Origin of the sequence: Pseudomonas parasichuanensis (assembly GCF_021601385.1) — a bacterium.
In the GTDB taxonomy this organism is placed as follows: Bacteria; Pseudomonadota; Gammaproteobacteria; order Pseudomonadales; family Pseudomonadaceae; genus Aquipseudomonas; species Aquipseudomonas parasichuanensis.
The window spans coordinates 154,582-179,715 of the sequence record NZ_BQHO01000002.1; the positions used below are offsets into that span (position 1 = coordinate 154,582).

22 protein-coding genes and 2 tRNA genes are annotated in these 25,134 nt (G+C 64.9%); 18 read left to right on the top strand and 6 right to left on the bottom strand.

Annotated elements, in window-relative coordinates; translation table 11 throughout:
* Positions 1-190 precede the first annotated feature (190 nt).
* The 10 genes from L6D77_RS02310 (at position 191) to L6D77_RS02355 (ending at position 8,852) form a co-directional block, all read left to right on the top strand.
* Complete coding sequence (locus L6D77_RS02310) at positions 191-1,915, top strand: tetratricopeptide repeat protein (protein WP_232882006.1); 1,725 nt, start codon at positions 191-193, stop codon at positions 1,913-1,915.
* 3 nt (positions 1,916-1,918) lie between these two features.
* A complete protein-coding gene (lolB, locus tag L6D77_RS02315) occupies positions 1,919-2,536 on the top strand; it encodes a lipoprotein insertase outer membrane protein LolB (protein WP_110995620.1) in 618 nt (205 codons plus the stop codon).
* Between the two features lie 6 nt (positions 2,537-2,542).
* Positions 2,543-3,403: a 4-(cytidine 5'-diphospho)-2-C-methyl-D-erythritol kinase gene (gene ispE, locus L6D77_RS02320; protein WP_373870559.1), complete on the top strand. Its 861-nt coding sequence runs from the start codon at positions 2,543-2,545 to the stop codon at positions 3,401-3,403.
* Positions 3,404-3,423: 20 nt separating this feature from the next.
* A tRNA-Gln gene (locus L6D77_RS02325) sits at positions 3,424-3,498 on the top strand.
* Positions 3,499-3,545: 47 nt separating this feature from the next.
* On the top strand, positions 3,546-4,487 hold the full coding sequence (locus L6D77_RS02330; RefSeq protein ID WP_099773531.1) for a ribose-phosphate pyrophosphokinase: 942 nt from the start codon (positions 3,546-3,548) through the stop codon (positions 4,485-4,487).
* A gap of 121 nt (positions 4,488-4,608) precedes the next feature.
* Positions 4,609-5,196: a 50S ribosomal protein L25/general stress protein Ctc gene (locus tag L6D77_RS02335; protein ID WP_232882005.1), complete on the top strand. Its 588-nt coding sequence runs from the start codon at positions 4,609-4,611 to the stop codon at positions 5,194-5,196.
* A gap of 78 nt (positions 5,197-5,274) precedes the next feature.
* On the top strand, positions 5,275-5,859 hold the full coding sequence (gene pth / locus L6D77_RS02340; protein WP_110995623.1) for an aminoacyl-tRNA hydrolase: 585 nt from the start codon (positions 5,275-5,277) through the stop codon (positions 5,857-5,859).
* Positions 5,860-5,882: 23 nt separating this feature from the next.
* Positions 5,883-6,983, top strand: a complete 1,101-nt coding sequence (gene ychF / locus L6D77_RS02345; protein WP_232882004.1) for a redox-regulated ATPase YchF — start codon at positions 5,883-5,885, stop codon at positions 6,981-6,983.
* Positions 6,984-7,149: 166 nt separating this feature from the next.
* Positions 7,150-7,446, top strand: coding sequence for a cupin domain-containing protein (locus L6D77_RS02350; protein ID WP_232882003.1), 297 nt, complete (start codon positions 7,150-7,152; stop codon positions 7,444-7,446).
* 245 nt (positions 7,447-7,691) lie between these two features.
* A complete protein-coding gene (locus tag L6D77_RS02355) occupies positions 7,692-8,852 on the top strand; it encodes an MFS transporter (protein ID WP_232882002.1) in 1,161 nt (386 codons plus the stop codon).
* Positions 8,853-8,876: 24 nt separating this feature from the next.
* On the opposite strand, the gene ycaC is transcribed toward L6D77_RS02355, so the two are convergent.
* Positions 8,877-9,497 carry an isochorismate family cysteine hydrolase YcaC gene (ycaC, locus tag L6D77_RS02360; protein WP_125860386.1) on the bottom strand — a complete coding sequence of 207 codons (621 nt, stop codon included), beginning with the start codon at positions 9,495-9,497 and terminating at the stop codon, positions 8,877-8,879.
* A 217-nt stretch (positions 9,498-9,714) separates the two neighbouring features.
* Between ycaC and L6D77_RS02365 the strand changes: the two genes are divergently transcribed.
* From L6D77_RS02365 to L6D77_RS02380, 4 genes are all read left to right on the top strand, one after another.
* On the top strand, positions 9,715-10,104 hold the full coding sequence (locus L6D77_RS02365) for a YybH family protein (protein ID WP_232882001.1): 390 nt from the start codon (positions 9,715-9,717) through the stop codon (positions 10,102-10,104).
* 86 nt (positions 10,105-10,190) lie between these two features.
* Positions 10,191-11,690: a purine-cytosine permease family protein gene (locus L6D77_RS02370; protein WP_232882000.1), complete on the top strand. Its 1,500-nt coding sequence runs from the start codon at positions 10,191-10,193 to the stop codon at positions 11,688-11,690.
* Between the two features lie 13 nt (positions 11,691-11,703).
* Entirely contained in the window at positions 11,704-13,134 is a 1,431-nt protein-coding gene (locus tag L6D77_RS02375) for an aldehyde dehydrogenase family protein (RefSeq protein WP_232881999.1), read from the top strand.
* A gap of 436 nt (positions 13,135-13,570) precedes the next feature.
* Positions 13,571-14,788 carry a DUF3422 domain-containing protein gene (locus L6D77_RS02380; RefSeq protein ID WP_232881998.1) on the top strand — a complete coding sequence of 406 codons (1,218 nt, stop codon included), beginning with the start codon at positions 13,571-13,573 and terminating at the stop codon, positions 14,786-14,788.
* 182 nt (positions 14,789-14,970) lie between these two features.
* Here the strand turns inward: L6D77_RS02380 and L6D77_RS02385 are convergent, their stop codons facing one another.
* The 3 genes from L6D77_RS02385 to L6D77_RS02395 form a co-directional block, all read right to left on the bottom strand.
* Positions 14,971-17,373, bottom strand: a complete 2,403-nt coding sequence (locus L6D77_RS02385) for a DUF3772 domain-containing protein (RefSeq protein WP_232881997.1) — start codon at positions 17,371-17,373, stop codon at positions 14,971-14,973.
* 54 nt (positions 17,374-17,427) lie between these two features.
* Positions 17,428-18,480, bottom strand: coding sequence for a bifunctional DNA-binding transcriptional regulator/O6-methylguanine-DNA methyltransferase Ada (gene ada, locus L6D77_RS02390; protein ID WP_232881996.1), 1,053 nt, complete (start codon positions 18,478-18,480; stop codon positions 17,428-17,430).
* 93 nt (positions 18,481-18,573) lie between these two features.
* Complete coding sequence (locus L6D77_RS02395) at positions 18,574-19,200, bottom strand: DNA-3-methyladenine glycosylase family protein (RefSeq protein ID WP_232881995.1); 627 nt, start codon at positions 19,198-19,200, stop codon at positions 18,574-18,576.
* Positions 19,201-19,368: 168 nt separating this feature from the next.
* Between L6D77_RS02395 and L6D77_RS02400 the strand changes: the two genes are divergently transcribed.
* Both L6D77_RS02400 and L6D77_RS02405 read left to right on the top strand, forming a co-directional pair.
* On the top strand, positions 19,369-19,884 hold the full coding sequence (locus L6D77_RS02400; RefSeq protein WP_232881994.1) for a sigma-70 family RNA polymerase sigma factor: 516 nt from the start codon (positions 19,369-19,371) through the stop codon (positions 19,882-19,884).
* On the top strand, positions 19,871-20,827 hold the full coding sequence (locus L6D77_RS02405) for a FecR domain-containing protein (RefSeq protein WP_232881993.1): 957 nt from the start codon (positions 19,871-19,873) through the stop codon (positions 20,825-20,827). Before L6D77_RS02400 ends, L6D77_RS02405 begins: the two co-directional genes overlap by 14 nt.
* 109 nt (positions 20,828-20,936) lie before the next feature.
* On the opposite strand, the gene L6D77_RS02410 is transcribed toward L6D77_RS02405, so the two are convergent.
* Both L6D77_RS02410 and L6D77_RS02415 read right to left on the bottom strand, forming a co-directional pair.
* Positions 20,937-22,094, bottom strand: a complete 1,158-nt coding sequence (locus L6D77_RS02410) for an MFS transporter (RefSeq protein WP_232881992.1) — start codon at positions 22,092-22,094, stop codon at positions 20,937-20,939.
* Positions 22,095-22,457: 363 nt separating this feature from the next.
* Entirely contained in the window at positions 22,458-23,672 is a 1,215-nt protein-coding gene (locus tag L6D77_RS02415; RefSeq protein WP_232881991.1) for an MFS transporter, read from the bottom strand.
* Between the two features lie 196 nt (positions 23,673-23,868).
* Between L6D77_RS02415 and L6D77_RS02420 the strand changes: the two genes are divergently transcribed.
* Positions 23,869-24,801, top strand: a complete 933-nt coding sequence (locus tag L6D77_RS02420) for a FecR family protein (RefSeq protein ID WP_232881990.1) — start codon at positions 23,869-23,871, stop codon at positions 24,799-24,801.
* Positions 24,802-24,897: 96 nt separating this feature from the next.
* Positions 24,898-24,974 (top strand) — tRNA-Met (locus L6D77_RS02425).
* Positions 24,975-25,134: the final 160 nt, after the last annotated feature.

Sequence of the window (25,134 nt, forward strand, 5' to 3'; positions counted from 1 at the left end):
CAGGTTTTAGAACAACCACCGTTCGCTATTGTGGTGATAGCGCACACCCTGCCCCGTGACTTGGCAACCGCAGAAAAGATGAACCTGCGCCCCCCGCGATGGTCGCAATCAACCTAACGCTTCGCAGGTGGGTTTGCCACTGCGCTTGTGTCATCATGCTCCGACCGCCGGTTAGCCCCCAAAGCCTTATATGAACAAATCCTACGCATTGCTGCTTGCCCTCGCCCTGCTCCAAGGCTGCCAGAGCCTGGCCCCGCACACGTCGGGCGGCCAGACACCCGCCGCCGATGCCGGCAAGAGCGCGGAAAAGCCCGTGGTGTACGGATCGTTCAAGCAGGAGACCGTCTATAGCCTGCTGGTGGCGGAGCTGGCCGGCCAGCGCAACCGCTTCGACATCGCCCTGAAAAACTACGTCGACCAGGCGGAGAAAACCCAGGACCCTGGCGTTTCCGAACGTGCCTACCGCATCGCCGAATACCTCGGGGCCGACGAGCCGGCCCTGGACACTGCGCTGATCTGGGCCCGCAACGACCCGCAGAACCTGGACGCCCAGCGCGCCGCCGCCATCCAGCTGGCCCGCGCCGGGCGCTACGACGATTCCATGACCTATATGGAAAAGGTCCTGCAAGGCCAGGGCGACACCCACTTCGATTTCCTCGCCCTGTCGGCCGTCGAGACCGACCAGAGCACCCGCGACGGCCTGATGCAGAGCTTCGACCGCCTGCTGCTCAAGTACCCCGACAACAGCCAGCTGGTGTTCGGCAAGGCCTTGCTGCTGAACCAGGACAACAAGCCCGACCAGGCGCTGGAGCTGCTCGAAAGCCACCCGCCACAGAACGGTGAGATCGCCCCGGTGCTGCTGCGTGCCCGCCTGCTGCAAGCACTGGACCGCGGCCCGGAAGCACTGCCGCTGCTGCGCGGCGCGATCCGCGACAACCCGGACGACAAGCGCCTGCGCCTTACCTACGCGCGCACCCTGGTCGAGCAGGACCGTATCGACGACGCCAAGGCCGAGTTCGAAGGCCTGCTGCAGCAATACCCCGAAGACGACGAGATCCGCTATTCGCTGGCGTTGGTTTGCCTGGAAACCAAGCACTGGGATGAAGCCGAAGGCTACCTGCAGGAAATGGTCGAGCGCGACGCCAACGTCGACGCCGCCCACTTCAACCTCGGCCGCCTGCGCGAAGAACGCGGCATGCCCGCGGCCGCACTGCGTGAGTACGCCCTGGTGGGTGCCGGTAATGACTACCTGCCGGCGCAACTGCGCCAGGCCGACATTCTCATCGCCAACGGCCGCAGCGCCGAAGCCTCACGCCTGCTCGCCGAAGCCCGCGAGGCGCAGCCCGACTACGCCATCCAGCTGTACCTGATCGAGGCCGAGAGCCTGGGCAACAACGGCAAGGAGGCCCAGGCCGACCAGGTGCTGCAGCAGGCGATCAAGCGCTACCCCGACGACCTCAACCTGCTCTACACCCGGGCCATGCTCGCCGAAAAACGCGACGACCTGGCGCAGATGGAAAAAGACCTGCGCGCCATCATTGCCCGCGAGCCGGAGAACGCCATGGCGCTCAACGCACTGGGCTACACCCTGGCGGATCGCACCACCCGCTACGGCGAAGCCAAGGCGCTGATCGACAAGGCCCACCAGCTCACCCCGGATGACCCGGCAGTGCTCGACAGCCTGGGCTGGGTCAACTACCGCATGGGCAAGCTCGACGAAGCCGAGCGCCTGCTGCGTCAGGCTTACGAGCGCTTCCCCGACCATGAAGTGGCCGCCCACCTGGGCGAAGTGCTGTGGGCCAACGGCAAGCGCCGCGAGGCCAAACAGTTCTGGGCCAAAGGCTTCGAAGCGCAGCCCGACAGCCCCATCCTGCGCAAGACCCTCCTGCGCCTGACCGGATCCGAGAGCCTGTAAACCATGTTTCTGCGTCATTGCATCACCTTCTCGCTCATCGCCCTGCTTGCCGGCTGCGCCGGTTTCGGCAGCAAAGAGGCCGTACAAGGCCAAGGCAGCCCGCAACTGTGGCGCGAGCACAAGCAACAGCTGGCCAGCCTCGATGGCTGGCAGATCAACGGCAAGGTCGGCATCCGCGCCCCGCGCGACTCCGGCAGTGGCACGCTGTTCTGGCTGCAACGCCAGGACTACTACGACATCCGCCTGGCCGGCCCGCTCGGCCGCGGTGCCGCACGCCTGACCGGGCGCCCCGGCGGCGTGGTGCTTGAAGTGGCCAACCAGGGCCGCTACCAGGCCGAAAACCCCGAGGCCCTGCTGGAAGAACAGCTTGGCTGGCGCCTGCCGGTCTCGCACCTGGTGTGGTGGGTGCGCGGCCTGCCGGCCCCGGACAGCAAGAGCCAGCTCACCCTCGACGGCGACAGCCGCCTGGCCAGCCTCAAGCAGGATGGCTGGCAGGTGCAGTACCTGAGCTATACCGAACAGAATGGCTACTGGCTGCCCGAGCGCCTGAAACTGCATGGCGAGAACATCGACGTGACCCTGGTGGTCAAGGACTGGCAACCGCGCCAGCTGGGGCACTGACACCTGATGGAAAAGCTCACCCTCCCCGCCCCGGCCAAGCTCAACCTGTGGCTGCACATTACCGGCCGCCGCGCAGACGGCTACCACGAGCTGGAAACCGTGTTCCAGTTCCTCGACCACGCCGACGAGCTGAGCTTCGCGCTGCGCGACGACGGCCAGATCCGTCTGCAGACCGAAATCGAGGGCGTGCCCCACGACAGCAACCTGATCGTTCGTGCGGCGCGCCAGTTGCAACAGCAATCCGGTACCTCACTGGGCGCCGACATCTGGCTGCACAAGGTATTGCCCATGGGTGGCGGCATCGGCGGCGGCAGCTCGGACGCCGCGACCACCCTGCTGGCGCTGGCCCACCTGTGGCAACTGGACTGGGATGAAGATCGCCTGGCCGCATTGGGCCTGAGCCTGGGTGCCGACGTACCGGTGTTCGTCCGTGGCCATGCCGCTTTTGCCCAGGGCGTCGGCGAACAGCTGACGCCGGTCGACCCCAGCGAACCCTGGTACGTCGTACTGGTGCCGCAAGTGTCTGTCAGCACAGCGGAAATTTTTTCGCATCCAGAGTTGACACGTGATTCCCTCCCCCTTAAGATGCGCCCCGTTCCCGAGGGAAACAGTCGAAATGACTGCCAACCGGTGGTAGAGCAACGTTACCCTGAAGTTCGCAATGCGCTGATTTCATTAGGTAAATATACGGAAGCTCGAATGACCGGCACTGGAAGTTGTGTGTTTGGGGCCTTCCCAAGCAAAGCCGAAGCTGATAAAGTTCTGGCCCTTCTTTCAGCGACCCAAACAGGGTTTGTGGCGAAAGGAAGCAACGTTTCGATGTTGCATCGCAAGCTGCAAAGTCTGCTCAAGAAGTCGAGTTCATAAGAGCTCGCAGCAACAGATACAGGGGCGTCGCCAAGCGGTAAGGCAGCAGGTTTTGATCCTGCCATGCGTTGGTTCGAATCCAGCCGCCCCTGCCATTTTCCTATACTCATCCAGGTATACCCTCAGCCTTCAGGTACTGCGCGTGTCCAAGATGATGGTCTTTACGGGGAACGCTAACCCCGATCTGGCTCGGCGTGTCGTACGTCAGCTGCATATCCCTCTCGGTGACGTCTCTGTCGGTAAGTTCTCCGACGGCGAGATCAGCACTGAGATCAATGAAAATGTCCGCGGTAAAGACGTCTTCATTATTCAGCCGACCTGTGCCCCGACCAACGATAACCTGATGGAACTGGTAGTGATGGCCGATGCCTTCCGCCGCTCCTCAGCTTCCCGAATCACCGCCGTGATTCCTTACTTCGGATACGCCCGCCAGGACCGCCGTCCGCGTTCGGCACGTGTAGCCATCAGCGCCAAAGTCGTCGCTGACATGCTCACTGTCGTAGGTATCGACCGTGTACTCACCGTCGACCTGCACGCTGACCAGATCCAGGGTTTCTTCGATATCCCCGTCGACAACATCTACGGCTCGCCCGTACTGGTCGACGACATCGAAGACCAGCGTTTCGAGAACCTGATGATCGTCTCCCCGGACATCGGTGGTGTGGTACGTGCCCGTGCCGTCGCCAAGTCCCTGGGTGTTGATCTCGGGATCATCGACAAACGCCGCGAGAAGGCTAACCACTCCGAGGTTATGCACATCATCGGCGACGTCGAAGGACGCACCTGCATCCTGGTAGACGACATGGTCGACACCGCCGGCACCCTGTGCCACGCGGCCAAGGCCCTGAAAGAACATGGCGCTGCCAAGGTTTACGCCTACTGCACGCACCCTGTCCTGTCGGGCCGCGCGATCGAGAACATCGAGAAGTCGGTACTGGACGAACTGGTGGTGACCAACACCATCCCGCTGTCCGCCGCTGCTCAAGCCTGTGACCGTATCCGCCAGCTGGATATCGCACCGGTTGTGGCTGAAGCGGTACGCCGCATCAGCAATGAAGAATCGATCAGCGCGATGTTCCGCTAAGCGGAACACCTGCTGACGAAAAGCGCCCCGCCCCGACACTGGTTGTCGGGGCGGGGCTTTTTTGCCATCCCCGTTGGCGCTGGTCGCAAACGCCCTCGGGGGGCTATTTTGGAGAAGCAAAATGACTGATTTCATCCTGAACGCCCAAGCGCGTACTGACCTGGGGAAAGGTGCGAGCCGCCGCCTGCGTCACACGCTGAACATCCCTGCCGTTGTTTACGGTGGCGATAAAGAAGCCCAATCCCTGACCATCGTGGCCAAGGAAATCGCCAAGCTGTTCGAAAACGAAGCTGCCTTCAGCCACGTTATCGAACTGAACGTCGATGGCACCAAGCAGAACGTCGTGGTCAAGGCCATGCAGCGTCACCCGGCCAAAGGCTTCATCATGCACGCCGACTTCGTTCGCGTCGTTGCTGGCCAGAAGCTGACCGCCAAGGTTCCAGTTCACTTCGTCGGCGAAGAAGCCCCGATCAAGAAAGGCGGCGAGATCTCGCACGTTGTTTCCGAGATCGAAGTGTCCTGCGAAGCCAAGGACCTGCCTGAGTTCATCGAAGTTGACCTGAGCAACGCCGAAGTCGGCGCGATCATCCACCTGTCGGACCTGAAAGCTCCGAAAGGCGTTGAGTTCGTCGCTCTGGCCCACGGTGATGACAAAGCTGTTGCCAACGTCCACGCCCCGCGCGTAGCCGCTGAAGGCGCTGCTGAGTAATCCACTCGGCATGCCGGTGTTGACCGGGTTACAGTGCCCAGCGCTGTAACCCACCAACTCCAAGGAAGAGCCCCTGACGTGACCGCCATCCAGTTGATCGTTGGCCTGGGTAACCCCGGCCCCGAATACGAACAGACCCGGCATAACGCAGGGGCTCTTTTCGTTGAACGCGTAGCCAGCGCCCAGCGCGTCTCCTTGACCGCTGACCGCAAATATTTCGGCCTGACGGCTAAATTCAGCCATCAGGGCAACGACGTTCGTTTGCTGATCCCCACCACCTACATGAACCGTAGCGGCCAGTCCGTGGCGGCCTTGGCCAATTTCTTCCGGATCAAACCGGAGGCCATCCTGGTGGCGCACGACGAACTCGACCTGCCTCCCGGCGTCGCCAAGCTCAAGCGCGGTGGCGGCCATGGTGGGCACAACGGCCTGCGCGACATCATCGCGCAGCTCGGCAACCAGAACGACTTCCACCGCCTGCGGCTTGGCATTGGCCACCCGGGCGACGCCAAACTGGTCTCCAACTTCGTCCTGGGCCGCGCACCGCGCGCCGAACAGGAGAAGCTCGACGCCAGCATCGATTATGCCCTCGGCGTGCTGCCGGACGTGCTCGCTGGCGACTTCGCCAAGGCGATGCGCGAGCTGCACAGCCAGAAGGCCTGACAACTCTAGTAAGGGGAATACCCATGGGTTTCAATTGCGGCATCGTCGGCCTGCCCAACGTCGGCAAGTCCACCCTGTTCAACGCCCTGACCAAGTCCGGTATCGCGGCAGAGAACTTCCCCTTCTGCACCATCGAGCCGAACAGCGGCATCGTGCCGATGCCCGACGCGCGCCTGAATGCACTGGCCGAGATCGTCAAGCCGAACCGCATCCTGCCGACCACCATGGAATTCGTCGACATCGCGGGCCTGGTGGCCGGTGCCTCGAAAGGTGAAGGCCTGGGCAACAAGTTCCTCGCCAACATCCGCGAGACCGACGCCATCGCCCACGTGGTGCGCTGCTTCGAAGACGAGAACGTGATCCACGTTTCCAACAGCGTCGACCCCAAGCGCGACATCGAGATCATCGACCTCGAGCTGATCTTCGCCGACCTCGACAGCTGCGAGAAGCAACTGCAGAAAGTCACCCGCAACGCCAAGGGCGGCGACAAGGACGCCCTGGCGCAGAAGGCGATCCTGGAAAAGCTGATCCCGCATTTCACCGAAGGCAAGCCAGCGCGCAGCCTGATGAAAAACATGGCTGACGACGAGAAAGCCGTCATCCGCGGCTTCCACCTGCTGACCAGCAAGCCGGTGATGTACATCGCCAACGTGGCCGAAGACGGCTTCGACAACAACCCGCACCTGGACGTGGTCAAGGCCATCGCCGAGGAAGAAGGCGCGGTCGTGGTGCCGGTGTGCAACAAGATCGAAGCCGAAATCGCCGAACTCGACGACGGCGAAGAGAAAGACATGTTCCTCGAGGCCCTGGGCCTGGAAGAGCCTGGCCTGAACCGTGTGATCCGTGCCGGTTACGAGCTGCTCAACCTGCAGACCTACTTCACTGCCGGCGTGCAGGAAGTACGTGCCTGGACCGTACGTGTCGGCGCCACCGCGCCACAGGCCGCGGGCGTGATCCACACCGACTTCGAGAAAGGCTTCATCCGCGCCGAAGTGGTGGCCTACGACGACTTCATCCAGTTCAAGGGTGAAGGCGGTGCCAAGGAAGCCGGCAAATGGCGCCTGGAAGGCAAGGACTACATCGTCAAGGATGGCGACGTGATGCACTTCCGCTTCAACGTCTAAGCCAGCAGGCCTGACATGAAAAGCCCCTTGAGCGCCCGCGCTCAAGGGGCTTTGTCGTTTCTGGGCCTTAGGTGAGTGTTTGCACGACTGACTGCCAGCAAACATGCATTTAACGCCCCCCGGCCCTGCTCCAGGCTATGCGCCTTACCGTGAACAGGACCGCCTCATGCCTAAGCCAACCCAACGCCCCCAGGCCGTACCCACCGTGCAGGTGGACACCGACGAAGTGATCGTCACCGAATGGCGCTTCGCCCCCGGTGCCGAGACCGGCCGCCACCTGCATGGCCACGACTACGTGGTGGTGCCCATGACCAACGGCACCTTGCTGCTGGAAACCCCCGAGGGCGAGAAACGCGCCCCGCTGGTGGCGGGCCAGAGCTACTTCCGCAAGGCCGGCGTCGAGCACAACGTGATCAATGCCAGCGACCATGAAGTGGTGTTCATCGAGACCGAGTTGAAATAGCATGGACCACGCAGAACCTGTAGGAGCGGCCTTGCGCCGCGAAAGGGCTGCACAGCAGCCCCAGCAGTTGCAGCCTCAACGCTGAAACCCCGGGGCCGCCTTGCGGCCCGTTCGCGGCACAAGGCCGCTCCTACACCGGGATAACCGAAGCACTGCCTCGAAACCCGATGGACCTGACCACTGCCGGTCAACCGTCGGGACAAATGGGTCCGGACCTTGGCCGGCCTGTTTATCGGAGGCAACACATGAACCCGCGTATCTGGCTGCTGGCCCTGGCGACCTTCGTCACCGGCATGGCCGAAAACATCACCGTCGGGATTCTCCCGGCACTGGCCGATGGCCTCGCCGTACCGCTTGGCATAGCCGGGCAACTGACCACGGTCTTCTCCCTCAGCTTCGCCCTCGCCGCGCCCTTCTCGCCCCTGCTGACCACCCGTCTGCCGTTGCGCCGCCTGCTGTGCGCGGCACTGGCACTGTTCGCCCTGTGCAATCTGGCGGCAGCACTGGCACCGGGCTACACCGCGTTGCTGATCGCCCGCATCGGCATGGCAGCGACCAGCGCGCTGACCTGCCTCACCTGCACCCTGATGGCCACGCGCATGGCACCCGAAGCCCTGCGCGGGCGTGCCATCGGGGCGATCTTCATGGGCATCTGCAGCTCGCTGGTGCTGGGCGTACCGGCCGGCATGCTGCTGTGCGACGTGCTGGGCTGGCGCGGTGTGTTCACCGGCCAGGGCGCGCTGGCGGCAGCCGTGCTGCTGTTGGCCTGGCGCGGCCTGCCACAGTTGCGCAGCAACGAACGCATCGCGCTGGGCAGCTACCTGCGCCACCTGCGTGACAGCCGCCTGAGTGCGGCGCAGGCGGTGTCGTTGCTGATGATCGCCGGGCACTTCACGGTGTTCGCCTACCTCGCCCCCTATGCCCAGCACGTCGCCGATGTACCGGCGCAGTGGCTGGCGGCCGTGTTCGCGGCGTTTGGCATCGCCGGTGTTTGCGGCGGCTACGTGGGCGGCTGGATGGCCGACCGGCTTGGCGCCGGCAAGTCCATCATGCTGGCGCCGCTGCTGTACCTCGCCAGCCTGTTGCTGCTGCCGCTGAGCGCCGGCACGCCGTGGTTGTTCCTGCCGGCGATGATGCTCTGGGGCGGGCTCAGCTGGACCACCTCGCCGGTGGTGCAGAGCTACCTGGCCACCCGCGGGCCGGATACCTTCCCGGCAGGGATGAGCCTGAACATGTCGGCCATGCACCTGGGGGTCGGGTTGGGGTCGGCTATCGGTGGCGTGGTGATAAGCGGCTCGACGCTGGCCGCCACACCTTGGGCAGGAGCGCTGCTGACGACCTTGGCGGCGGGGCTGGCGATCTGGTCGGCCATGCCACGGGCTGGCGCGTTGAAAATGGCGCAGTGATCACTCACGGCGCCAGTCGAAGGCCTACTTGGCCAGCTTGTCGTAGCTGGTCATCAGGTTGCGGTAGTCGGGGATATGATTGGAGAACAAGGTCCCCAGCCCTTCGATGTCGTTGCGCCAGTCACGATGCAGTTCGCAGGCCACGCCGAACCAGGTCATCAGTTGCGCGCCGGCAGCCTCCATGCGGCGCCAGGCCGAATCGCGGGTCAACTCGTTGAAGGTGCCGGACGCATCGGTGACCACGAAGACCTCGAAGCCCTCCTCCAGCGCCGAAAGCGCCGGGAAGGCCACGCAGACCTCGGTCACCACCCCGGCGATAAGCAGTTGCTTCTTGCCGGTGGCCTTCACCGCCTTGACGAAGTCTTCGTTGTCCCAGGCGTTGATGTTGCCGGGGCGAGCGATGTACGGCGCATCGGGGAACTGCGCCTTGAGCTCGGGTACCAATGGGCCGTTGGGGCCGGTCTCGAAGCTGGTGGTGAGGATGGTCGGCAGCTTGAAGTACTTGGCCAGGTCGGCGAGCGCCAGCACGTTGTTCTTGAACCGGTCGGGGTCAATGTCGCGTACCAGCGACAGCAACCCGGCCTGATGGTCGACCAGCAGGACGGCAGCGTTGTTCTTGTCCAGTCGCTTGTATTGGAACGCCATGGCTGAACTCCTTGCTTTGCAGGTAGGGAGTTTCCAGCGTAGGCAATCAACACACATTGGGCCGACCGTCAGTCGGCCGGTTTCTGCAGATCCAGGTCCTCTCATCCATTGGTTCACAAATTCCTGAACTGATTATTTGCCCGCAGCGATTTGTCCCCTCCGCCGCCACCACCAGAATCGCTTCACCAACAATCACAATAATCGTGAGGCCACTCCCGTGGACCAGACACTCCAGGTTCGGCAGGCCGCTGCCGAGCTCGTTGCCGCCTTCGCCAGCAATGACACCGCCCGCTACTTCGCCTGCTTCAGCGAAGACGCCACCTTCCTTTTCCACACCTTGGCGCAACCGCTGCTGTCGCGCCGTGCCTACGAGGAACTCTGGGCCGCCTGGCAGGCCGACGGCTTTGCCGTGCTCGGCTGCGAATCCAGCAATGTGCAGGTGAGCCTGCAAGGCGACGTGGCGATCTTCATGCACGACGTGGCCACACGCCTGCGCATCGCTGGCGAAGAGCTTGCCCTGAACGAGCGCGAGACCATCGTCTTGCGCCGGCACGGCGAGCGCTGGCTGGCCTGCCACGAACACCTGTCGGTCGTTTCACCCGCCTGATCACTTTGAAAGCGGCCTTGCCGCACTGCCATCGCACCCACAACAAGGCCCCTCGAGGCCGACAACATACGCGCTGGAGCATCACCATGAGCCACTCGACCGGTATCGAGACCAATGGCGTCGAACAGATCCCCGACGATCAACGCGACGCCGCCCCGCTTGACCTGTTCCGCCTGATCTTCGGCGGTGCCAACACCTTCGCCACTGCCGTGCTGGGCAGCTTCCCGGTGCTGTTCGGGCTGTCGTTCCAGGCGGGCGTGTGGGCGATCCTGCTCGGCGTCGGCGTCGGCGCGCTGATCCTTGCACCGATGGGCCTGTTCGGCGCGCTCAACGGCACCAACAACGCGGTGTCGTCCGGTGCGCACTTTGGCGTGCACGGGCGCATCGTCGGCTCGTTCCTGTCGCTGCTGACTGCGGTGGCGTTCTTCTCGCTGTCGGTGTGGAGCTCGGGCGATGCCCTGGTCGGCGGCGCCAAGCGCCTGGTCGGCCTGCCGGAAACCGACCTGACCCTGGGCCTGGCCTACGGCCTGTTCGCGGTGCTGGTACTGGTGGTGTGCATCTTCGGTTTCCGCTTCATGCTGTGGGTCAACAAGATCGCCGTGTGGGCATCGAGCCTGCTGTTCCTGCTGGGCATCTTCGCCTTTGCCGGGCCGTTCGACGCGGGCTTCGCCGGCAGCGTCAACCTCGGCCAGCCGGGCTTCTGGGCAGCCTTCGTCGGCGCTGCGATCCTGGCCATGAGCAACCCGGTGTCGTTCGGCGCCTTCCTGGGTGACTGGTCGCGCTACATCCCGCGCGCCACGCCGAAATCGCGGATCATGCTGGCGGTGATCCTGGCCCAGGTGGCCACGTTGATCCCGTTCCTGTTCGGCCTGTGCACCGCCACCCTGGTGGCCAGCCAGGCGCCGGACTACATCGCCGCCAACAACTACGTCGGCGGCCTGCTGGCGATCTCGCCGGGCTGGTTCTTCCTGCCGGTGTGCCTGATCGCGGTGATCGGCGGCATGTCCACCGGCACCACGGCGCTGTACGGCACCGGCCTGGATATGTCCAGCGTGTTCCCGCGCCTGCTCAGCCGCGCCGCCGCCACCCTGCTGATCGGCGTGCTGGCCATCGGCTTCATCTTCATCGGCCGCTTCACCTTCAACCTGGTGCAGAGCGTGTCGACCTTCGCGGTGCTGATCATTACCTGCACCAGCCCGTGGATGGTGATCATGATCCTCGGCCTGATCACCCGCCGCGGCTTCTACCACGCCGACGACCTGCAGGTGTTCACTCGCGGCCAGCAAGGCGGCCACTATTGGTTCTGCCACGGCTGGAACTGGCGCGGCATGGGGGCGTGGATCCCCAGTGCGCTGGTTGGCCTGTGCTTCGTCAACCTGCCCGGGCAGTTCGTCGGCCCGCTGGGTGAACTGGCCGGCGGCATCGACCTGAGCCTGCCGGTCACCCTGGGTATCGCCGGCGTGCTGTACCTGATTCTGCTCAACCTGTTCCCTGAACCGGCTGGCGTGTACGGCCCGCAAGGCCCGCGCTGGGTGCGTTGCAAAAGCACGCCCGTGAAGCCCGTGACCACCGCCGAAATGGCCTGACTGGAAACCGACCATGACCACCTCTCACTACATCGACGGCCGCTGGGTCGAAGGCCAGGGCAGCGACTGCATCGTTGTACACAACCCGTCCGACGGCCTGCCGTTCGCCGAACTGATGGCCGCCAGCACCGGCCAGGTCGACCAGGCCGTGGCCGCCGCACGCCGCGCGCTCGGCACCTGGAAAACCGTGTCCGCCAGCGAACGCGCCGGCTACCTGCGCGGCTTTGCCGAGCAACTGGGCCAGCGCCGCGACGAGCTGATCGCCCTGCAGATGCGCAACAACGGCAAGCCGCGCCACGAGGCCGAGATCGACCTGGACGACGCCATCGCCACCTTCGCCTACTACGCCGACCTGGCTGAACAGCTGCCGGCGAAAAACCGTGACGTGCCCCTGGCCGCACCGGGCTTTACCGCCCGCACCCGCCTGGAGCCGGTGGGCGTGGTCGGCCTGATCGTGCCGTGGAACTTCCCGCTGGTGACCAGCGCCTGGAAGCTCGCCCCGGCCCTGGCCGCCGGCTGCACCGTGGTGCTCAAGCCCTCCGAAGTGACCCCGCTGATCGAACAGGCCTACGGTCAGATCGCCGAGGTGCTGGGCCTCCCGGCAGGCGTTCTGAACATCGTCAACGGCAAGGCCGAGACCGGCGCGGCCCTCAGCGGCCACAACGGCCTGGACAAGCTGTCGTTCACCGGCAGCAACGGCGTTGGCAGCCAGGTGATGCGCGCGGCTGCCGCGCAATGCCGGCCGGTGACCCTGGAGCTGGGCGGCAAGTCGGCCATCGTGGTGTTCGACGATTGCGACGTGGACCAGGCCGTGGAATGGATCGTCGCCGGCATCACCTGGAACGCCGGGCAGATGTGCTCGGCCACTTCGCGCCTGCTGGTGCAGGACGGCATCGCCGAGGCGCTGCTGCCGCGCCTGCAGCAGGCATTGGAGAAACTGCGCGTCGGCAACCCGCTGAATGAGGAAGTGGACATGGGGCCACTGACCAGCCAGGCGCAGTGGCTCAAGGTCGCCAGCTACTTCGCCACGGCCCGCGAGGAAGGCCTGAAGTGCCTGGCCGGCGGCACGGCGCTGGACCGCGACGGCTGGTTCGTCAGCCCGACGCTGTATGTGGACGTGCCCGAGAACAGCCGCCTGTGGGGCGAGGAGATCTTCGGGCCGGTGCTGTGCGCGCGGCGCTTCGTCACGGAAGCCGAGGCCATCGTCCAGGCCAACGACAGCCGCTTCGGGCTGGTCGCCACCGTGTGCTCCGCCGACCTGGAACGCGCCGAGCGCGTGGCCGATGCGCTGGAGGTGGGGCATGTGTGGATCAACTCGGTGCAGGCGGTGTTCGTCGAGACGTCGTGGGGCGGCACCAAGGGCAGCGGGATCGGGCGCGAGCTCGGGCCTTGGGGGTTGTCGGGGTATCTCTCGGTGAAGCATGTGACGCGCTGCCTGGGCTAAACCCCTCCCAATCACAGAAAGCCACCTGCCGACCTGTGCGACAGGTGGCTTTTTCAATTTGAAATGGCCGTTGTGATTGCGACGCATCCCCAGTGGGAGCGGCGGCTCGCCGCTCCCACAAGTGTGCCTTCGCTGAGTTGGTGATGGGGCGCGGGGTTGCAGAGTGACCACTTCTGGCGTCCTGTTTGTCGCATGGGTCGACATGCATGCCTCATGACCGTGTCACGGCGACCTGGTGCAAGGCGAAAGCCTTGCAGCGCTCTTAAGATCGAGCGCCGCCCGCGCGGCGCTCGATCTTGTAGGCGCTGCAAATGCCCAGGCATGCACTTCGCGGCCAATACTCGATCGCCTGCCGATCTCCCCCGTGACTTTTCCCCCTCCCCGCAGAGTCCCACTCCCTGGTAGCCCCACAATCACAACACCAGGCCGGCCTTCTATGCACCCTCAACGCACCGCCTTGCACAACGAACTGCACGCCCGCCCGTCGCTGTATTTCGACGGCCCGGCCCATGTCTTCCACTTCGCCCTGCTCGGTGGCGACGCGGCCTGCCAGTCACTGCTGCAACGCTGCTGCCCCGAAGCGCCCGACCCGTACTCCGCCCAGGGCATCACCCAGCTCGACGGCCATCCGTTCAAATGGGAACGGCATACCGAGTTCTTCACCCTGACCCTGGTGGTGCCCTGCGCCAGCAGCGACAGCGACTGGCAGGTGCTGCCAGAGGTGCTGGCCAAGGCCATCGCCCCACAGGCGGCGCAGGTGATCAACGCGGTGCAGGTGCTGGTGCGCGATGAACAGGACCTGCACCTGACCCGCTACGGCTTCAAGGACCCTTGCGGTTCCTGCGTCGGCGGCGGGGATGCCGCGGTATGGAGCGATTTTCGCCTGACCGCCGACGGCACCAACCGTTTCCTGTTCATCAACCGCCGCCTCAACGCCTACCGTCAGGGCCGCATGATCCGTCGCCTGCTGGAGATCGAGACCTACCGCATGATGGCCTCGCTGACCCTGGACACAGCCAAGGCCCTGAGCCACGAGCTGGACACCTTCGACAAGACCCTGGTGAGCCTGTCCGAACGCGGCGCCAGCGCCGCCGGGCATGACTCCAAGGCGTTGCTCGAAGCCATTGCCCTGCTGTCGCGCCAGGTGGTCAGCCGCACGGTAAAGACCCGCCACCGCTTCGGCGCCACCCAGGCCTATGCGCAACTGGTGTTCGAACGCCTGGGCGAACTGCGTGAAAGCCATGTGGGGGATTGCCAGCGCCTGGGGGTGTTCATCGAGCGGCGATTCAAGCCGACCGTGCGCTACTGCGCGGCCACCGAACAGCGCCTGGAACAGCTGGCGAAGAACGTGGCCAACCTCGGCGACCTGTTGCAGGCGCGGGTGCAGGTGGAGATGGAAGAACAGAATGCCGGGATCCTGCAAAGCCTCAATGCCCGGGCCGACGCCCAGGTGAAGATCCAGCGGGCGGTGGAAGGCTTGTCGATCATTGCGATCACCTACTACCTGCTGAACCTGTTCAAGCTGCTGTACGGCGGGCTGAATGTGCTGGGTGCGGGGCTGGCGGCGCGGGAGGCGCTGCTGGGGATGGCACCGCCGGTGCTGCTGGTGTTGCTGCTGATCTTGCTGCGTATCAGGCGGGCCAAGCAGCACTGAGCAACCATTCGCGAGGCACGCCCCCTGTAGGAGCGGCCTTGTGCCGCGAAAGGGCTGCGCAGCAGCCCCGGCAATTTATGTGGTAACGCTGGGGGCCGCTTTGCGGCCCTTTCCGGCCGGTCCGGCGCCCCGGCGAGGCCGCTCCTACAGAGAAGCGGTGCAAGGCAGTTGCTTGTGCAACATCACGCCGGCTCGTCAGCCGGCCGCCCGTTGTCCTGCACCAGCACCATGGTCTGCTGCGAAGACAGGGGAATCCCTTCATCGCGCAAGCGCCCAAGGATGGTGAACAGCAGGTCGCTGCGGGTGCTCGATACCTGCCGCGGCGAGGCCACGTACCCGCTGACGCCAATCACCATGCCACTGCTGGTCAGGTCCTTGAACGTCACCGAGCAGGCCGGTGCATCGAGAATCGACTCATGCTCGTGGTAAGCCGCCAGCAACACTTCACGCACCTTGGCCGGGTCGGTCTCCAGCGGCAGCGTGAGGGTGATGCCGACCACCCCGAGGGCATTGGCCATGGTCACGTTGCGCACGTTCTGCGAAATGAACTGCGAGTTGGGCACGATCACCGTCGAGCGGTCGGACATCTGGATCTCGGTGGCGCGCACGTTGATGCGGCGGATATCGCCCTCCACGCCCGCCAGGCTGACCCAATCGCCCACTTTCACCGGGCGCTCGGTCAGCAGGATCAGGCCGGAAATGAAGTTCTGCACGATCTGCTGCAGGCCGAAACCGATACCCACCGACAGCGCACTGACCACCCAGGTCAGGCTGGTCAGGTTGATGTGCAGGGTGGACATCACCAGCATGGCCAGGAACAGGAAGCCCAGGTAACCCACCAGGGTTACCAGGGAGGCACGCATACCGGCGTCCATGTCGGTTTCGGGCAGCAGGCGATCGCTGAGCCAGCGCTTGACCACACGGATGGCGAACCAGCCACCGATGAAGATGGCCACCGCCAACAGGATGTCCTGGGGCACGATGTTCAGGTTGCCGAGCACCTTGCCGCCCGTACCGTCCCAGTCCGCCAGACTCAACAACAGCTCACCCGGGCTGGTGCCCGAGGGCATGAACACCAGCAAGGCGGCGGCGAACAGCAGCACGGTGCGGCCGATACCCGCCAGGATGGTGCTGGCCTGAGCCTGGTGACGCTGTTGCAGGCCGAGGGCCGAGGCCAGTGCCAGGCCGCCGGGCTGGCGGGGCGACAGCAGGGTTTCGCACAGGTCGCCGAACACCGTCACCAGCAGGTAGGCACACACGGTGACCACGCTGATCCACAGCAACTTGGCGGTGAGGAAGTAGGCCAAGGTCAGGTAACCGGCCACCAGCGTCAGCAGGATCGCCACCACCCACACCACGATCACGAACGGGATCAGCCCGATCAGGCCTTTGGGGCGCTCCAGGCCATGCTGGCGACGGGCACGGCGGTAACACACCAGCGCAGCGACGAACAGCAGTGACACCACCAGCGCAGTCAGGCCGTTGGTGGCCAGGGTGAGCGCCAGGCTGGTACCGATCACGCTGTTGATGCGCTCCTGGGTGAGCATCACCATCAGCGTCAGGGCCAGCACCTTGGGGAACCAGCTCAGGGCGCTGGCCACTTCGTCGGCAATCGGCGGCAGCCGCCACGACGGGCGCTGCAGCATCAACATGGCGCGGCCCAGGCCGGAGATGAAGGCGCTGAACACCACCAGGGCGAGCACGTGGTTGGTCAGACTGGCCAGGTCGGTGCCCAGCTCGGCGCTGCTTTCCAGGCCCCAGCGCAGCAACGACACCGAGCCGGAGATGGTGCCCAGGGTCGCCAGGCTGACGCTCACGGCCAGGGCACTGCGGCGTAGCCGGCCTACGGGCAGCCAGCGCACCATGGCATTGGCCAGCAAGCGCTCGAGCACCCGGCGCACCAGGGTCCAGACCAGCACTGCGGCCACCAGGGCGCTGATGAACAACCAACGGTGCTCGGCGCTGAACGCGCTGGCCATGGCGTCGGCGGCCTCTGCGCGCAGGTCGCGCAGACGCGCCACGTCGTCATCGGTGGGGCGGATCAGGCTCGACCAGAACGCCGGGCTCAGCGGGCTGGCGGCGCGGCTGGTGATCTGCGAGTTGAACAGGCTACGGCGCAGGTTGACGATCTGCGTGGACAAGTCACGGGCAGACTGGGCCAGCGCGGTGGTGTCCTTCTGCTCGGCGAGCAGCGCGTTCTTTTCGTCGGTCAGCTGTTTGCGCTGGCGGGTCAGGCTCTCGGCCTCTTCCGGCATCGGCGGGCCGAGCACGTTGAGCTGGTCGTCCACCCGCTGCACATCGGCGGTGCGCGCGGTGACCAGCACATCGGCCTGACGCTGCACCTGCAAGGCCGACTGGCGCAACTGCGCGAGCAGGTCGTCGTTGGCGTTGCTGGTGACGCCCTGGCGGATCTGGTCGAGCCGTTCGCTCAGCTCCTCAAGGCCGGCATTTTCATCCAGCACCTGTTGCTCGGCCACGGCCAGGCGCGACACCGGGGTGGCTGGTGCAGCCCAGACGGGCACGGCCACCCACAGTAGCAGGGCCAGAATCCCCACATAGAATCGGTCAAGGCTGACACGCCTCATCGAATATTCCTCTATACAACTCGACAGGGCGTGAATTCTACGCGGTCCGGCCGCTCAGGAGGGTGCCGTTTCTCGGGCCAACAGCTGGCGTTTGCGTTCCACACCCCAACGGTAACCGCTGAGGTCGCCATCGCGGCGCACCACACGATGGCACGGGATGGCGACGGCGATGGTGTTGGCGGCGCAGGCCTGGGCCACGGCGCGCACAGCCTTGGGCGCGCCGATACGCTCGGCGATGTCGGTGTAGCTGACCCGGCTGCCCGCCGGCACTTCGCGCAGCGCCTGCCAGACCCGCTCCTGGAACGCCGTGCCCTGCACATCCAAGGGCAGCGCCAGGCCCAGCGCCGGGGCTTCGACAAAGCCGATCACATCAGCAACCAGGCGCTCGAAGGTGTCATCGCCACCAATCAGGTGCGCATTGGGGAATTTGTCCTGCAGGTCCTGGAGCAACGGCTCGGGTTCATCGCCCAACAGGATCGCGCAGATGCCGCGTTCGCTCTGCGCCACCAGGATCGCCCCCAGTGAGCACTGGGCGAGTGCAAAACGGATGGTCGCGCCCTGCCCGCCGGCCCGGTACTCACGGGGGCGCATCCCCAGGCGCTCGGCGGCACTTTCATAGAAGCGGCTGTTGGAGTTGTAACCGGCGTCATAGATGGCCTCGGTGACACTGCCGGCAGCCTCCAGCCCCTCGCGCAGGCGCCGGGCGCGGAATGCCGAGGCATAGGCCTTGGGGGTAAGGCCGGTTTCGGCCTTGAACAGGCGGTGCAGATGGAACGGACTGAGGTTCAGCTCAGCGCCCAGCTGGTCGAGGTTGGGCGCCGTGTCGCTGGCTTCGATCAGGCGGCAGGCGCGCGCTACCAACTCGCTGCGGCGTACCCCGTGGTTGCCCTCCGCGCAACGCTTGCAGGCGCGGTAACCGGCCGCCTCGGCTTGTTTGCCGTTAGTGAAGAACTCAACGTTTTCACGCTTGGCCAGGCGCGATTTGCAGGCCGGGTGGCAGTACACCCCAGTGGTGCGCACGGCATAGACGAAGTGGCCGGTGGCCGCGCTGTCACGGGTTTGCACAGCGTGCCAGCGCTCGGCGTCGGTGGTGTAGGTGGGCTTCATGGCGCCTCTCCAGGAGTCGATGGGCTCAGCCTGACAGGCCTGGATACCGCGATCACTCCGATTCTTGCAGGTAATCCGGTTTGAGGGGATGCCTCAAGCCCGCCACAGGTACCAAGCCGCCACGGTCCGGTGCGGGCTCCACGCCTCCCCCAGCGCCCGCATCCGCGCAGGTGTCGGCGCTTTCTCCCAGCCTTTCATCCGCCGATACCCCTCGCGTACGCCGAAGTCATCCACCGGCAGGATATCCGAACGCTCCAGGCTGTAGATCAGCAGCATCTCCACCGTCCAGCGCCCTACGCCGCGCAGCGTCACCAGGCGCTCGATCAGTGCCTCATCGGTCAGGGTCAAGGCTTCGTCGCGGCTGGGCACGATACCTTCCAGGCTGCCCTGGGCAATGCCCTGCAGGGTCGCCGTCTTGCTGGCGGAAAAACCGCAGGCGCGCATCGCCTCCGGGGTGACCAGTCGTAATTGCTCGGGGGCAGGAAAGCCTTGCCCGGGAAACAGCGCCAGCAATCGCCCAAGGATCGCCTCCGCCGCCCGCGCGTGCAGCTGCTGGTAAGCGATGGCCCGCACCAATGCTTCGTAGGGTTCACGCCCGGGGGTCGCGGCATGCCGGCAAGGGCCGGTCGCGGCAATATGCCGCGCCCAGTCCTCATCCTGCCCGGCGAGAAACTCGGCGGCGGCCTTGAAGGCACGGGGCGTAAGGTCTGCAAGGATCATCGTGCTACTCGAACAGGCTGAAAAGCTTCAGCCTAGCGCAACCGTTCATCGGCAGAACGCACAATCTTGCCCATTGAATCCTTGGTATGCCATTGATCTGACTGCATGGGCCCGCATAAAATTGAGAACAATTCACAATCACATTAACCGGGCAAGGCTCTCCACACGATGCAGATCCCTGACACGCTGCAACCGGCCGAAGTCGATCTGCTCTATCGCGCCCACCATCGTTGGTTGCGCAGCTGGCTCAGCGCCCGTACCGGCTGCCGTGACAACGCCGCCGACCTCGCCCAGGACACCTTCGTGCGCCTGCTCAAGGCCCGCCAGGTTTCACCGCTCAAAGCACCGCGAGCCTACCTGAGCAGCATTGCCCGTGGCCTGATGATCGATCAGTTCCGCCGCCGCGCCCTGGAACAGGCCTACCTCGACAGCCTGGCCAACCTGCCCCAGCTGCAGGCGCCCAGCGAAGAACAGCGCCTGGTCATCCTGGACACCCTCGAACGCCTTGACCGCGCCCTGCAGCGCCTTGCGCCGCGTGCGCGGCAAGCCTTCCTCATGGCCCAGCTCGACGGCTTGCCGCTGGCCCAGATCGCCCAGCACCTGGACGTGTCGCGGGCCACGGTCGAGCGCGACCTGGCCAAGGCCCTGGGCGTCTGTTACCGGTTGCGCTATGCCGACGCCTGAGCAGCAACCCACCCAGGCCCAGGTCGACCAGGCCATCGACTGGCTGGTGAAATTGCGCTACGACAGCCCCGGCCCGCGTACCGAGCAGCAGTTCAAGCTGTGGCTGGCCAGCCACCCGCAACACGCCGAGGCCTGGCGACGAGTCAGCGAACTGGGTGACGAACTGGCCGGGCTGCCCGGTGAGTTGAGCCGACGCACCCTGCAAGGCAGTGAGCGCCAACGCATGAACCGCCGTGACCACCTCAAGCTGCTGTCGGTGCTGGCGCTGGGTGGCACGCTTGGCTGGGCCGCACGCGAGCCGCTGGGGCTACCGGTACTGCTGGCCGACAGCAGCACCGCCACGGGCGAACGCCGTGAGCTGCAGGGTAGTGACGGCAGCCGTGTCCGCCTCAACACCGCCAGTGCCATCGACCTGCAATTCAGTGCCGACCTGCGCCAATTGACCTTGGTGCGGGGCGAAGTCAGCCTGGACAGCAATGGCAACGACAGTCGCCCGTTCCGTATCGCCACCCGCATCGGTGCCCTGGACACCCAGGGTGGCCAGCTTCTGCTGCGCGAGAACGCCCGGGGCCTGCTGCTGGCGGTACGCCGGGGCGGCGTGACACTGTTCCCCGCCACCGCCGCAGCCCATCAGGTCAAACCCGGTGATGTGCTGCAGGTGTCGGCGGCGGGCAACGCCCAACCCGCCGCACTGTACGGTGACCCCTGGGGCTGGACCGAGGGCGTGCTGAGCGTTCAGCAGATGCCACTGGGCGAGTTCGTCGACGAGCTGTCGCGCTACCGCCCGGGCCTGCTGCGCTGTGCGCCGGAGGTGGCCGGGCTGAAGGTGTCCGGCACCTACCAGTTGGGCGACACCGACCAGATCCTGCTGCTGATTGCGCGCAGCCTGCCGGTGCGCATCGACTACCGCACGCGTTACTGGGTGAATATCGGCGCCGTCTAGTGGAAGGTTCCAGACCGCGTCGACCATCTCGCTGGCAAGCCAGCGCCCACAGGATCCCGCGTCCGCCTGTGGGAGCCGGCTTGCCGGCGATCGGACCAACGCCGAAGCTTCAGTCCACAGCCGTCTGCAAGCGCCCCACCCGCCGATACGCCTGGCGGGCAAAGCACACGAACAATCCGGCCATCAGTGCCAGCGCCATCGGCAACCCATGGGGTGCCACATCCATCGCCGCACCACTGACCAGCGGCCCGACCAGGCTACCCACGCCCCACAGCAAACCGACACTGGCATTGGCCGTGACCAGGTCCTGCCCTTTGAAACGCTGCCCGATCAGCACCAGCGCCAGGGTGTAGATGCCCCCCGCCACCGCGCCCAGCACCACCAGCAGCGGCCACAGCAACCAGGTCATCTGCAGCAGCCACGGCAAGGCGATGCCGATACTCATTGCCACCAGACCGCACACCAGGTGCAGCCCGGTGCGCTCGACCCGGTCGGCCAGCCAGCCCAGCGGCAGCTGGAAGATCATGTCGCCGGCGAACACCACGGTCACCATCAGCGCCGCCACGCCCACGGCAAAACCATGGCTGGTGGCGTACACCGGCAGCAGCGACAGCACCACCGCATCGAAGAACGAGAAGAACAGCACCGCCACGCACAGCGCCGGGGCGACGCGGAAGAAGCCGGCCAGGCCGAAGCTCTTGTCATCCTCCTCGTGTTCGACATGGTCGTTGGGCACGGTGAACAGGATGCACAGCAGGGCCAGGCCGTAGCAGGCGGTGACGATGTAGGTGAGCCAAGGGCTGTCAGCGCCGAGCAGTGCCAGCAGCGCCGGCCCCAGCACCTGGAAGCCGGTGAAGCTGGTGGCGTACAGGGCCATGATCTTGCCGCGGTTGTGGTCCGGGCACAGCTCGTTGACCCAGGATTCGCCGAGGATGATCGCGATGCCCATACCGATGCCCAGGCCCAGGCGCAGCAGGGCCAGCCACAGCATCGAGTCGAAGGCCCACTCCAGCAGGGCGATGCTCAGGGTGCACAGGCTGAAGCTGAGCAGGTAGATGGTGCGCCGGGTCAGGTGCTTGCAGCAGGCGTCGACCATGAACGCCGAGAGCATCATGCCGGCGGCGGGGATCGCCGAGATGATGCCGATTTCCAGGGTTCCCGCCCCAGCCTCGTGCAGGCGCAACGACACCAGCGGCAGGCTCGCCCCAAGGCTGAAACCGACCACCGACACGGCGAACAACAGGCCCGCCAACAAACGCATGTTCATGTACCACTCCTTGCCGCCGGCGCGCAGGGGCTCTGGCCCTGGCCGGCAGTTGAATCCACTGAAAGATGATCGGACGCAAACGCCCGCCGTCACGCCGGGAAGGCATGCAACGCAGGGGCGCGAATCAGTTCAGGGCAAGGTGTGGCGAGAAGGTGAAGGCAAACAGCACGCTGCGCCGACGCTTGAGCACCGTGTCGCTCGGCCACGCGCGGCGCACTGTCGGGGCGACAGGCCGGCGGGGAGAGTGGAAGACATCGGTACGGCGCATCACGGGAACTACGCAGGTAAATGAAAGAAGGCGGCACTCTAGGCCAAGGTGGCTGAAGTCGTCAACGCCGGGGCTGCGCTGCAGCCCCGACAGACTCAGCGTTTACCGGTGGATGGCAGGAACACCGCCAACAACCCGAACAACGGCAGGTACGAGCATACCCGGTACACATACTCGATCCCACGCAGGTCGGCCACATACCCCAGCAACGCCGCGCCAATCCCGCCAAAGCCGAACATCAGCCCGAAGAAGATCCCGGCAATCATCCCCACGTTGCCCGGCACCAGCTCCTGGGCATACACCACGATGGCCGAGAACGCCGAGGCGAGGATGAAGCCGATCACCACGCTGAGCACGGTGGTCCAGAACAGGTCGGCATAGGGCAGCGCCAGGGTGAACGGCGCCACGCCCAGGATCGAGAACCAGATCACCGCCTTGCGCCCAATGCGGTCGCCGATCGGCCCGCCAAAGAAGGTGCCGGCAGCCACCGCGCCGAGGAACAGGAACAGGTGCAGCTGGGAGCTGGCCACCGACAGCTGGAACTTCTCGATCAGGTAGAACGTGAAGTAGCTGGTGAAGCTGGCCATGTAGAAGTACTTGGAGAACACCAGCAGGCCCAGCACCAGCAGCGCCATGAACACCCGCTGGCGCGAGATGCCGTGCGTGGCCTGCACTGCCTTGCGCGCCTTGGCCTGGTTGAGGTGCTCCTTGTACCAACGGCGCAGCATCAGGGTGACGGCGAAGAACAGCAGCCCGGCCACGCCGAACCAGGCCACGTGGCTCTGGCCGAACGGGATGACGATGGCCGCCGCCAGCAGTGGGCCGAGCGCGGAACCGGCATTGCCACCGACCTGGAAGGTCGATTGCGCCAGGCCGAAGCGCCCGCCCGAGGCCAGCCGGGCGATGCGCGAGGTCTCGGGGTGGAAGGTCGACGAGCCGATACCCACCAGCGCCGAGGCCAGCAGGATCATCGGGAAGCTGCCGACGAACGCCAGCATGACGATGCCCACCAGGGTGCACAGGGTGCCCAGGGGCAACAGGTTTGGCGTTGGGCGCTTGTCAGTGAAAAAGCCTACCCAGGGTTGCAGCAGCGAGGCGGTGACCTGGAAGGTCAGGGTGATCAGGCCAATCTGGGCGAAGCTCAGGTTGTAGTTGGCCTTGAGCATCGGGTAGATCGCCGGCAGCACCGACTGGATAAGGTCGTTGATCAGGTGTGCCAGGGCGCAGAAGGTGATGATGCGCATCACCAGCGGGTTGGCCTGGCTGGCCGTGCTGATGGCGCTGGCGGTCTGGGTGCTGCTGGTGGCCATGGGCTGGATTTCCGTGCACAGGTTGGGATCCGATTATCGTGAAACAAATAGATACGAAGCTACCTTTTTATTTTTCCGGGCGTGCTTCCAGATGCAACGTACTTGTAAATGGTTCTCAATATATTTAGCATCCTCAGGCCTCACCTCCCGTAAACGCTGGGCAAAACCGCCCTGCCCTTGCGAGTAGAACCATCCCATGAGCCCGATGCCCGCCTTGCAGCCACAGCCCGACCCCGAGCAGGAAGCGTTGGACTGGTTCTCACGCCTGCGCCAGCCTGGCTGTGACGAAGCGCTGCGTCAGGCCTTCGCCAGCTGGTGCCAGGACCCACTCAACGCCCGGGCCTATGCCCAGCTCGAAGCCTATTGGCAGCAACTGCAGGTGCCGGCTGCCCGGCCACGGCCGCGGGTTGCCAAGGCCCGCCGCAGCCGCGGCGGGATTTACCTGGCGCTGCTGTTCCTGGCGTTGCTGGCAACACTGGCATGGCTCTACTGGCCGCAGATGCAGCGCCTGGCCAGCGAACTGCACACAGCCAGCGGCGAACGGCGCAGCATGCGCCTGGCCGATGGCTCGACGTTGCATCTGGACAGCGCCAGCGCCATGAACGTCGATTTGCGCGGCCGCACCCGGCAACTGCACCTGGTGCAGGGCCAGGTCTACCTGGAAGTGATGCTCGATGGCCGGGCCATGGAAGTGCAGGTGGACGACGCACGCATCCAGGTCTTCGGCACCCGCCTGCAGATTGCCCGCTACAGCGACCACGATGAACTGCTGGTATTGAGTGGCAAGGCCGCCGTCCTGCAGGGTGGCGACCAGCGTATGGTCAGTGCCGGGGAGCGGGTGACTTTCAACGGCAACCACATCAATGCCGTGGAAAAGATCGACAGCAAAACAGCCGACGCCTGGCGCAGTGGCCGTTTGCAGGCCAGCCAAAGGCCCCTGGCCGAGGTACTGGAACGCCTGGCGGCCTATCAGGGGCAACGTGTGTGGCTACTGAATGAAGAGGCCGGTCATCGACGCGTCAGTGGCAGTTTCGACCTCGATCACCCGGCCCAGAGCCTGGAGCGCCTTGCCAGCGACCAGCATCTGCGCCTGTACAACGTGCTTGGGCAAGGGCTGATCGTCCGTTGAAGCGAGCTTCCCGGCTAAGTTTTTGAAAGGTTGGCAATTTTTTTTAAAAACGTTGTTGACAGGATTGCGATTCGAGCTAATAATGCGCGCCAAGTTGGCTACATAGCTCAGTTGGTTAGAGCATAGCATTCATAATGCTGGGGTCCGGGGTTCAAGTCCCTGTGTAGCCACCAAACACCTGTTTCGACCTGCCTCAAGCAGTCTACGAAACACCTCAAGAAGCCCGCCCTGTGTGGGCTTTCTTGTTTCTGACTGTATCTCCTTATCTCCCCCTATATCTTCCCGCCGTGTATCCCCTCGTGTACCCTGAGAAATAATTGAAACTGGGGGATA

Coding starts and splice junctions, on each gene's coding strand:
- L6D77_RS02310 (WP_232882006.1), top strand. CDS start 191: ATGAACAAATCCTACGCATTGCTGCTTGCCCTCGCCCTGCTCCAAGGC.
- lolB (WP_110995620.1), top strand. CDS start 1,919: ATGTTTCTGCGTCATTGCATCACCTTCTCGCTCATCGCCCTGCTTGCC.
- ispE (WP_373870559.1), top strand. CDS start 2,543: ATGGAAAAGCTCACCCTCCCCGCCCCGGCCAAGCTCAACCTGTGGCTG.
- L6D77_RS02335 (WP_232882005.1), top strand. CDS start 4,609: ATGACTGATTTCATCCTGAACGCCCAAGCGCGTACTGACCTGGGGAAA.
- ychF (WP_232882004.1), top strand. CDS start 5,883: ATGGGTTTCAATTGCGGCATCGTCGGCCTGCCCAACGTCGGCAAGTCC.
- L6D77_RS02350 (WP_232882003.1), top strand. CDS start 7,150: ATGCCTAAGCCAACCCAACGCCCCCAGGCCGTACCCACCGTGCAGGTG.
- L6D77_RS02355 (WP_232882002.1), top strand. CDS start 7,692: ATGAACCCGCGTATCTGGCTGCTGGCCCTGGCGACCTTCGTCACCGGC.
- ycaC (WP_125860386.1), bottom strand. CDS start 9,497: ATGGCGTTCCAATACAAGCGACTGGACAAGAACAACGCTGCCGTCCTG.
- L6D77_RS02370 (WP_232882000.1), top strand. CDS start 10,191: ATGAGCCACTCGACCGGTATCGAGACCAATGGCGTCGAACAGATCCCC.
- L6D77_RS02375 (WP_232881999.1), top strand. CDS start 11,704: ATGACCACCTCTCACTACATCGACGGCCGCTGGGTCGAAGGCCAGGGC.
- L6D77_RS02380 (WP_232881998.1), top strand. CDS start 13,571: ATGCACCCTCAACGCACCGCCTTGCACAACGAACTGCACGCCCGCCCG.
- L6D77_RS02385 (WP_232881997.1), bottom strand. CDS start 17,373: ATGAGGCGTGTCAGCCTTGACCGATTCTATGTGGGGATTCTGGCCCTG.
- ada (WP_232881996.1), bottom strand. CDS start 18,480: ATGAAGCCCACCTACACCACCGACGCCGAGCGCTGGCACGCTGTGCAA.
- L6D77_RS02395 (WP_232881995.1), bottom strand. CDS start 19,200: ATGATCCTTGCAGACCTTACGCCCCGTGCCTTCAAGGCCGCCGCCGAG.
- L6D77_RS02400 (WP_232881994.1), top strand. CDS start 19,369: ATGCAGATCCCTGACACGCTGCAACCGGCCGAAGTCGATCTGCTCTAT.
- L6D77_RS02405 (WP_232881993.1), top strand. CDS start 19,871: ATGCCGACGCCTGAGCAGCAACCCACCCAGGCCCAGGTCGACCAGGCC.
- L6D77_RS02410 (WP_232881992.1), bottom strand. CDS start 22,094: ATGAACATGCGTTTGTTGGCGGGCCTGTTGTTCGCCGTGTCGGTGGTC.
- L6D77_RS02415 (WP_232881991.1), bottom strand. CDS start 23,672: ATGGCCACCAGCAGCACCCAGACCGCCAGCGCCATCAGCACGGCCAGC.
- L6D77_RS02420 (WP_232881990.1), top strand. CDS start 23,869: ATGAGCCCGATGCCCGCCTTGCAGCCACAGCCCGACCCCGAGCAGGAA.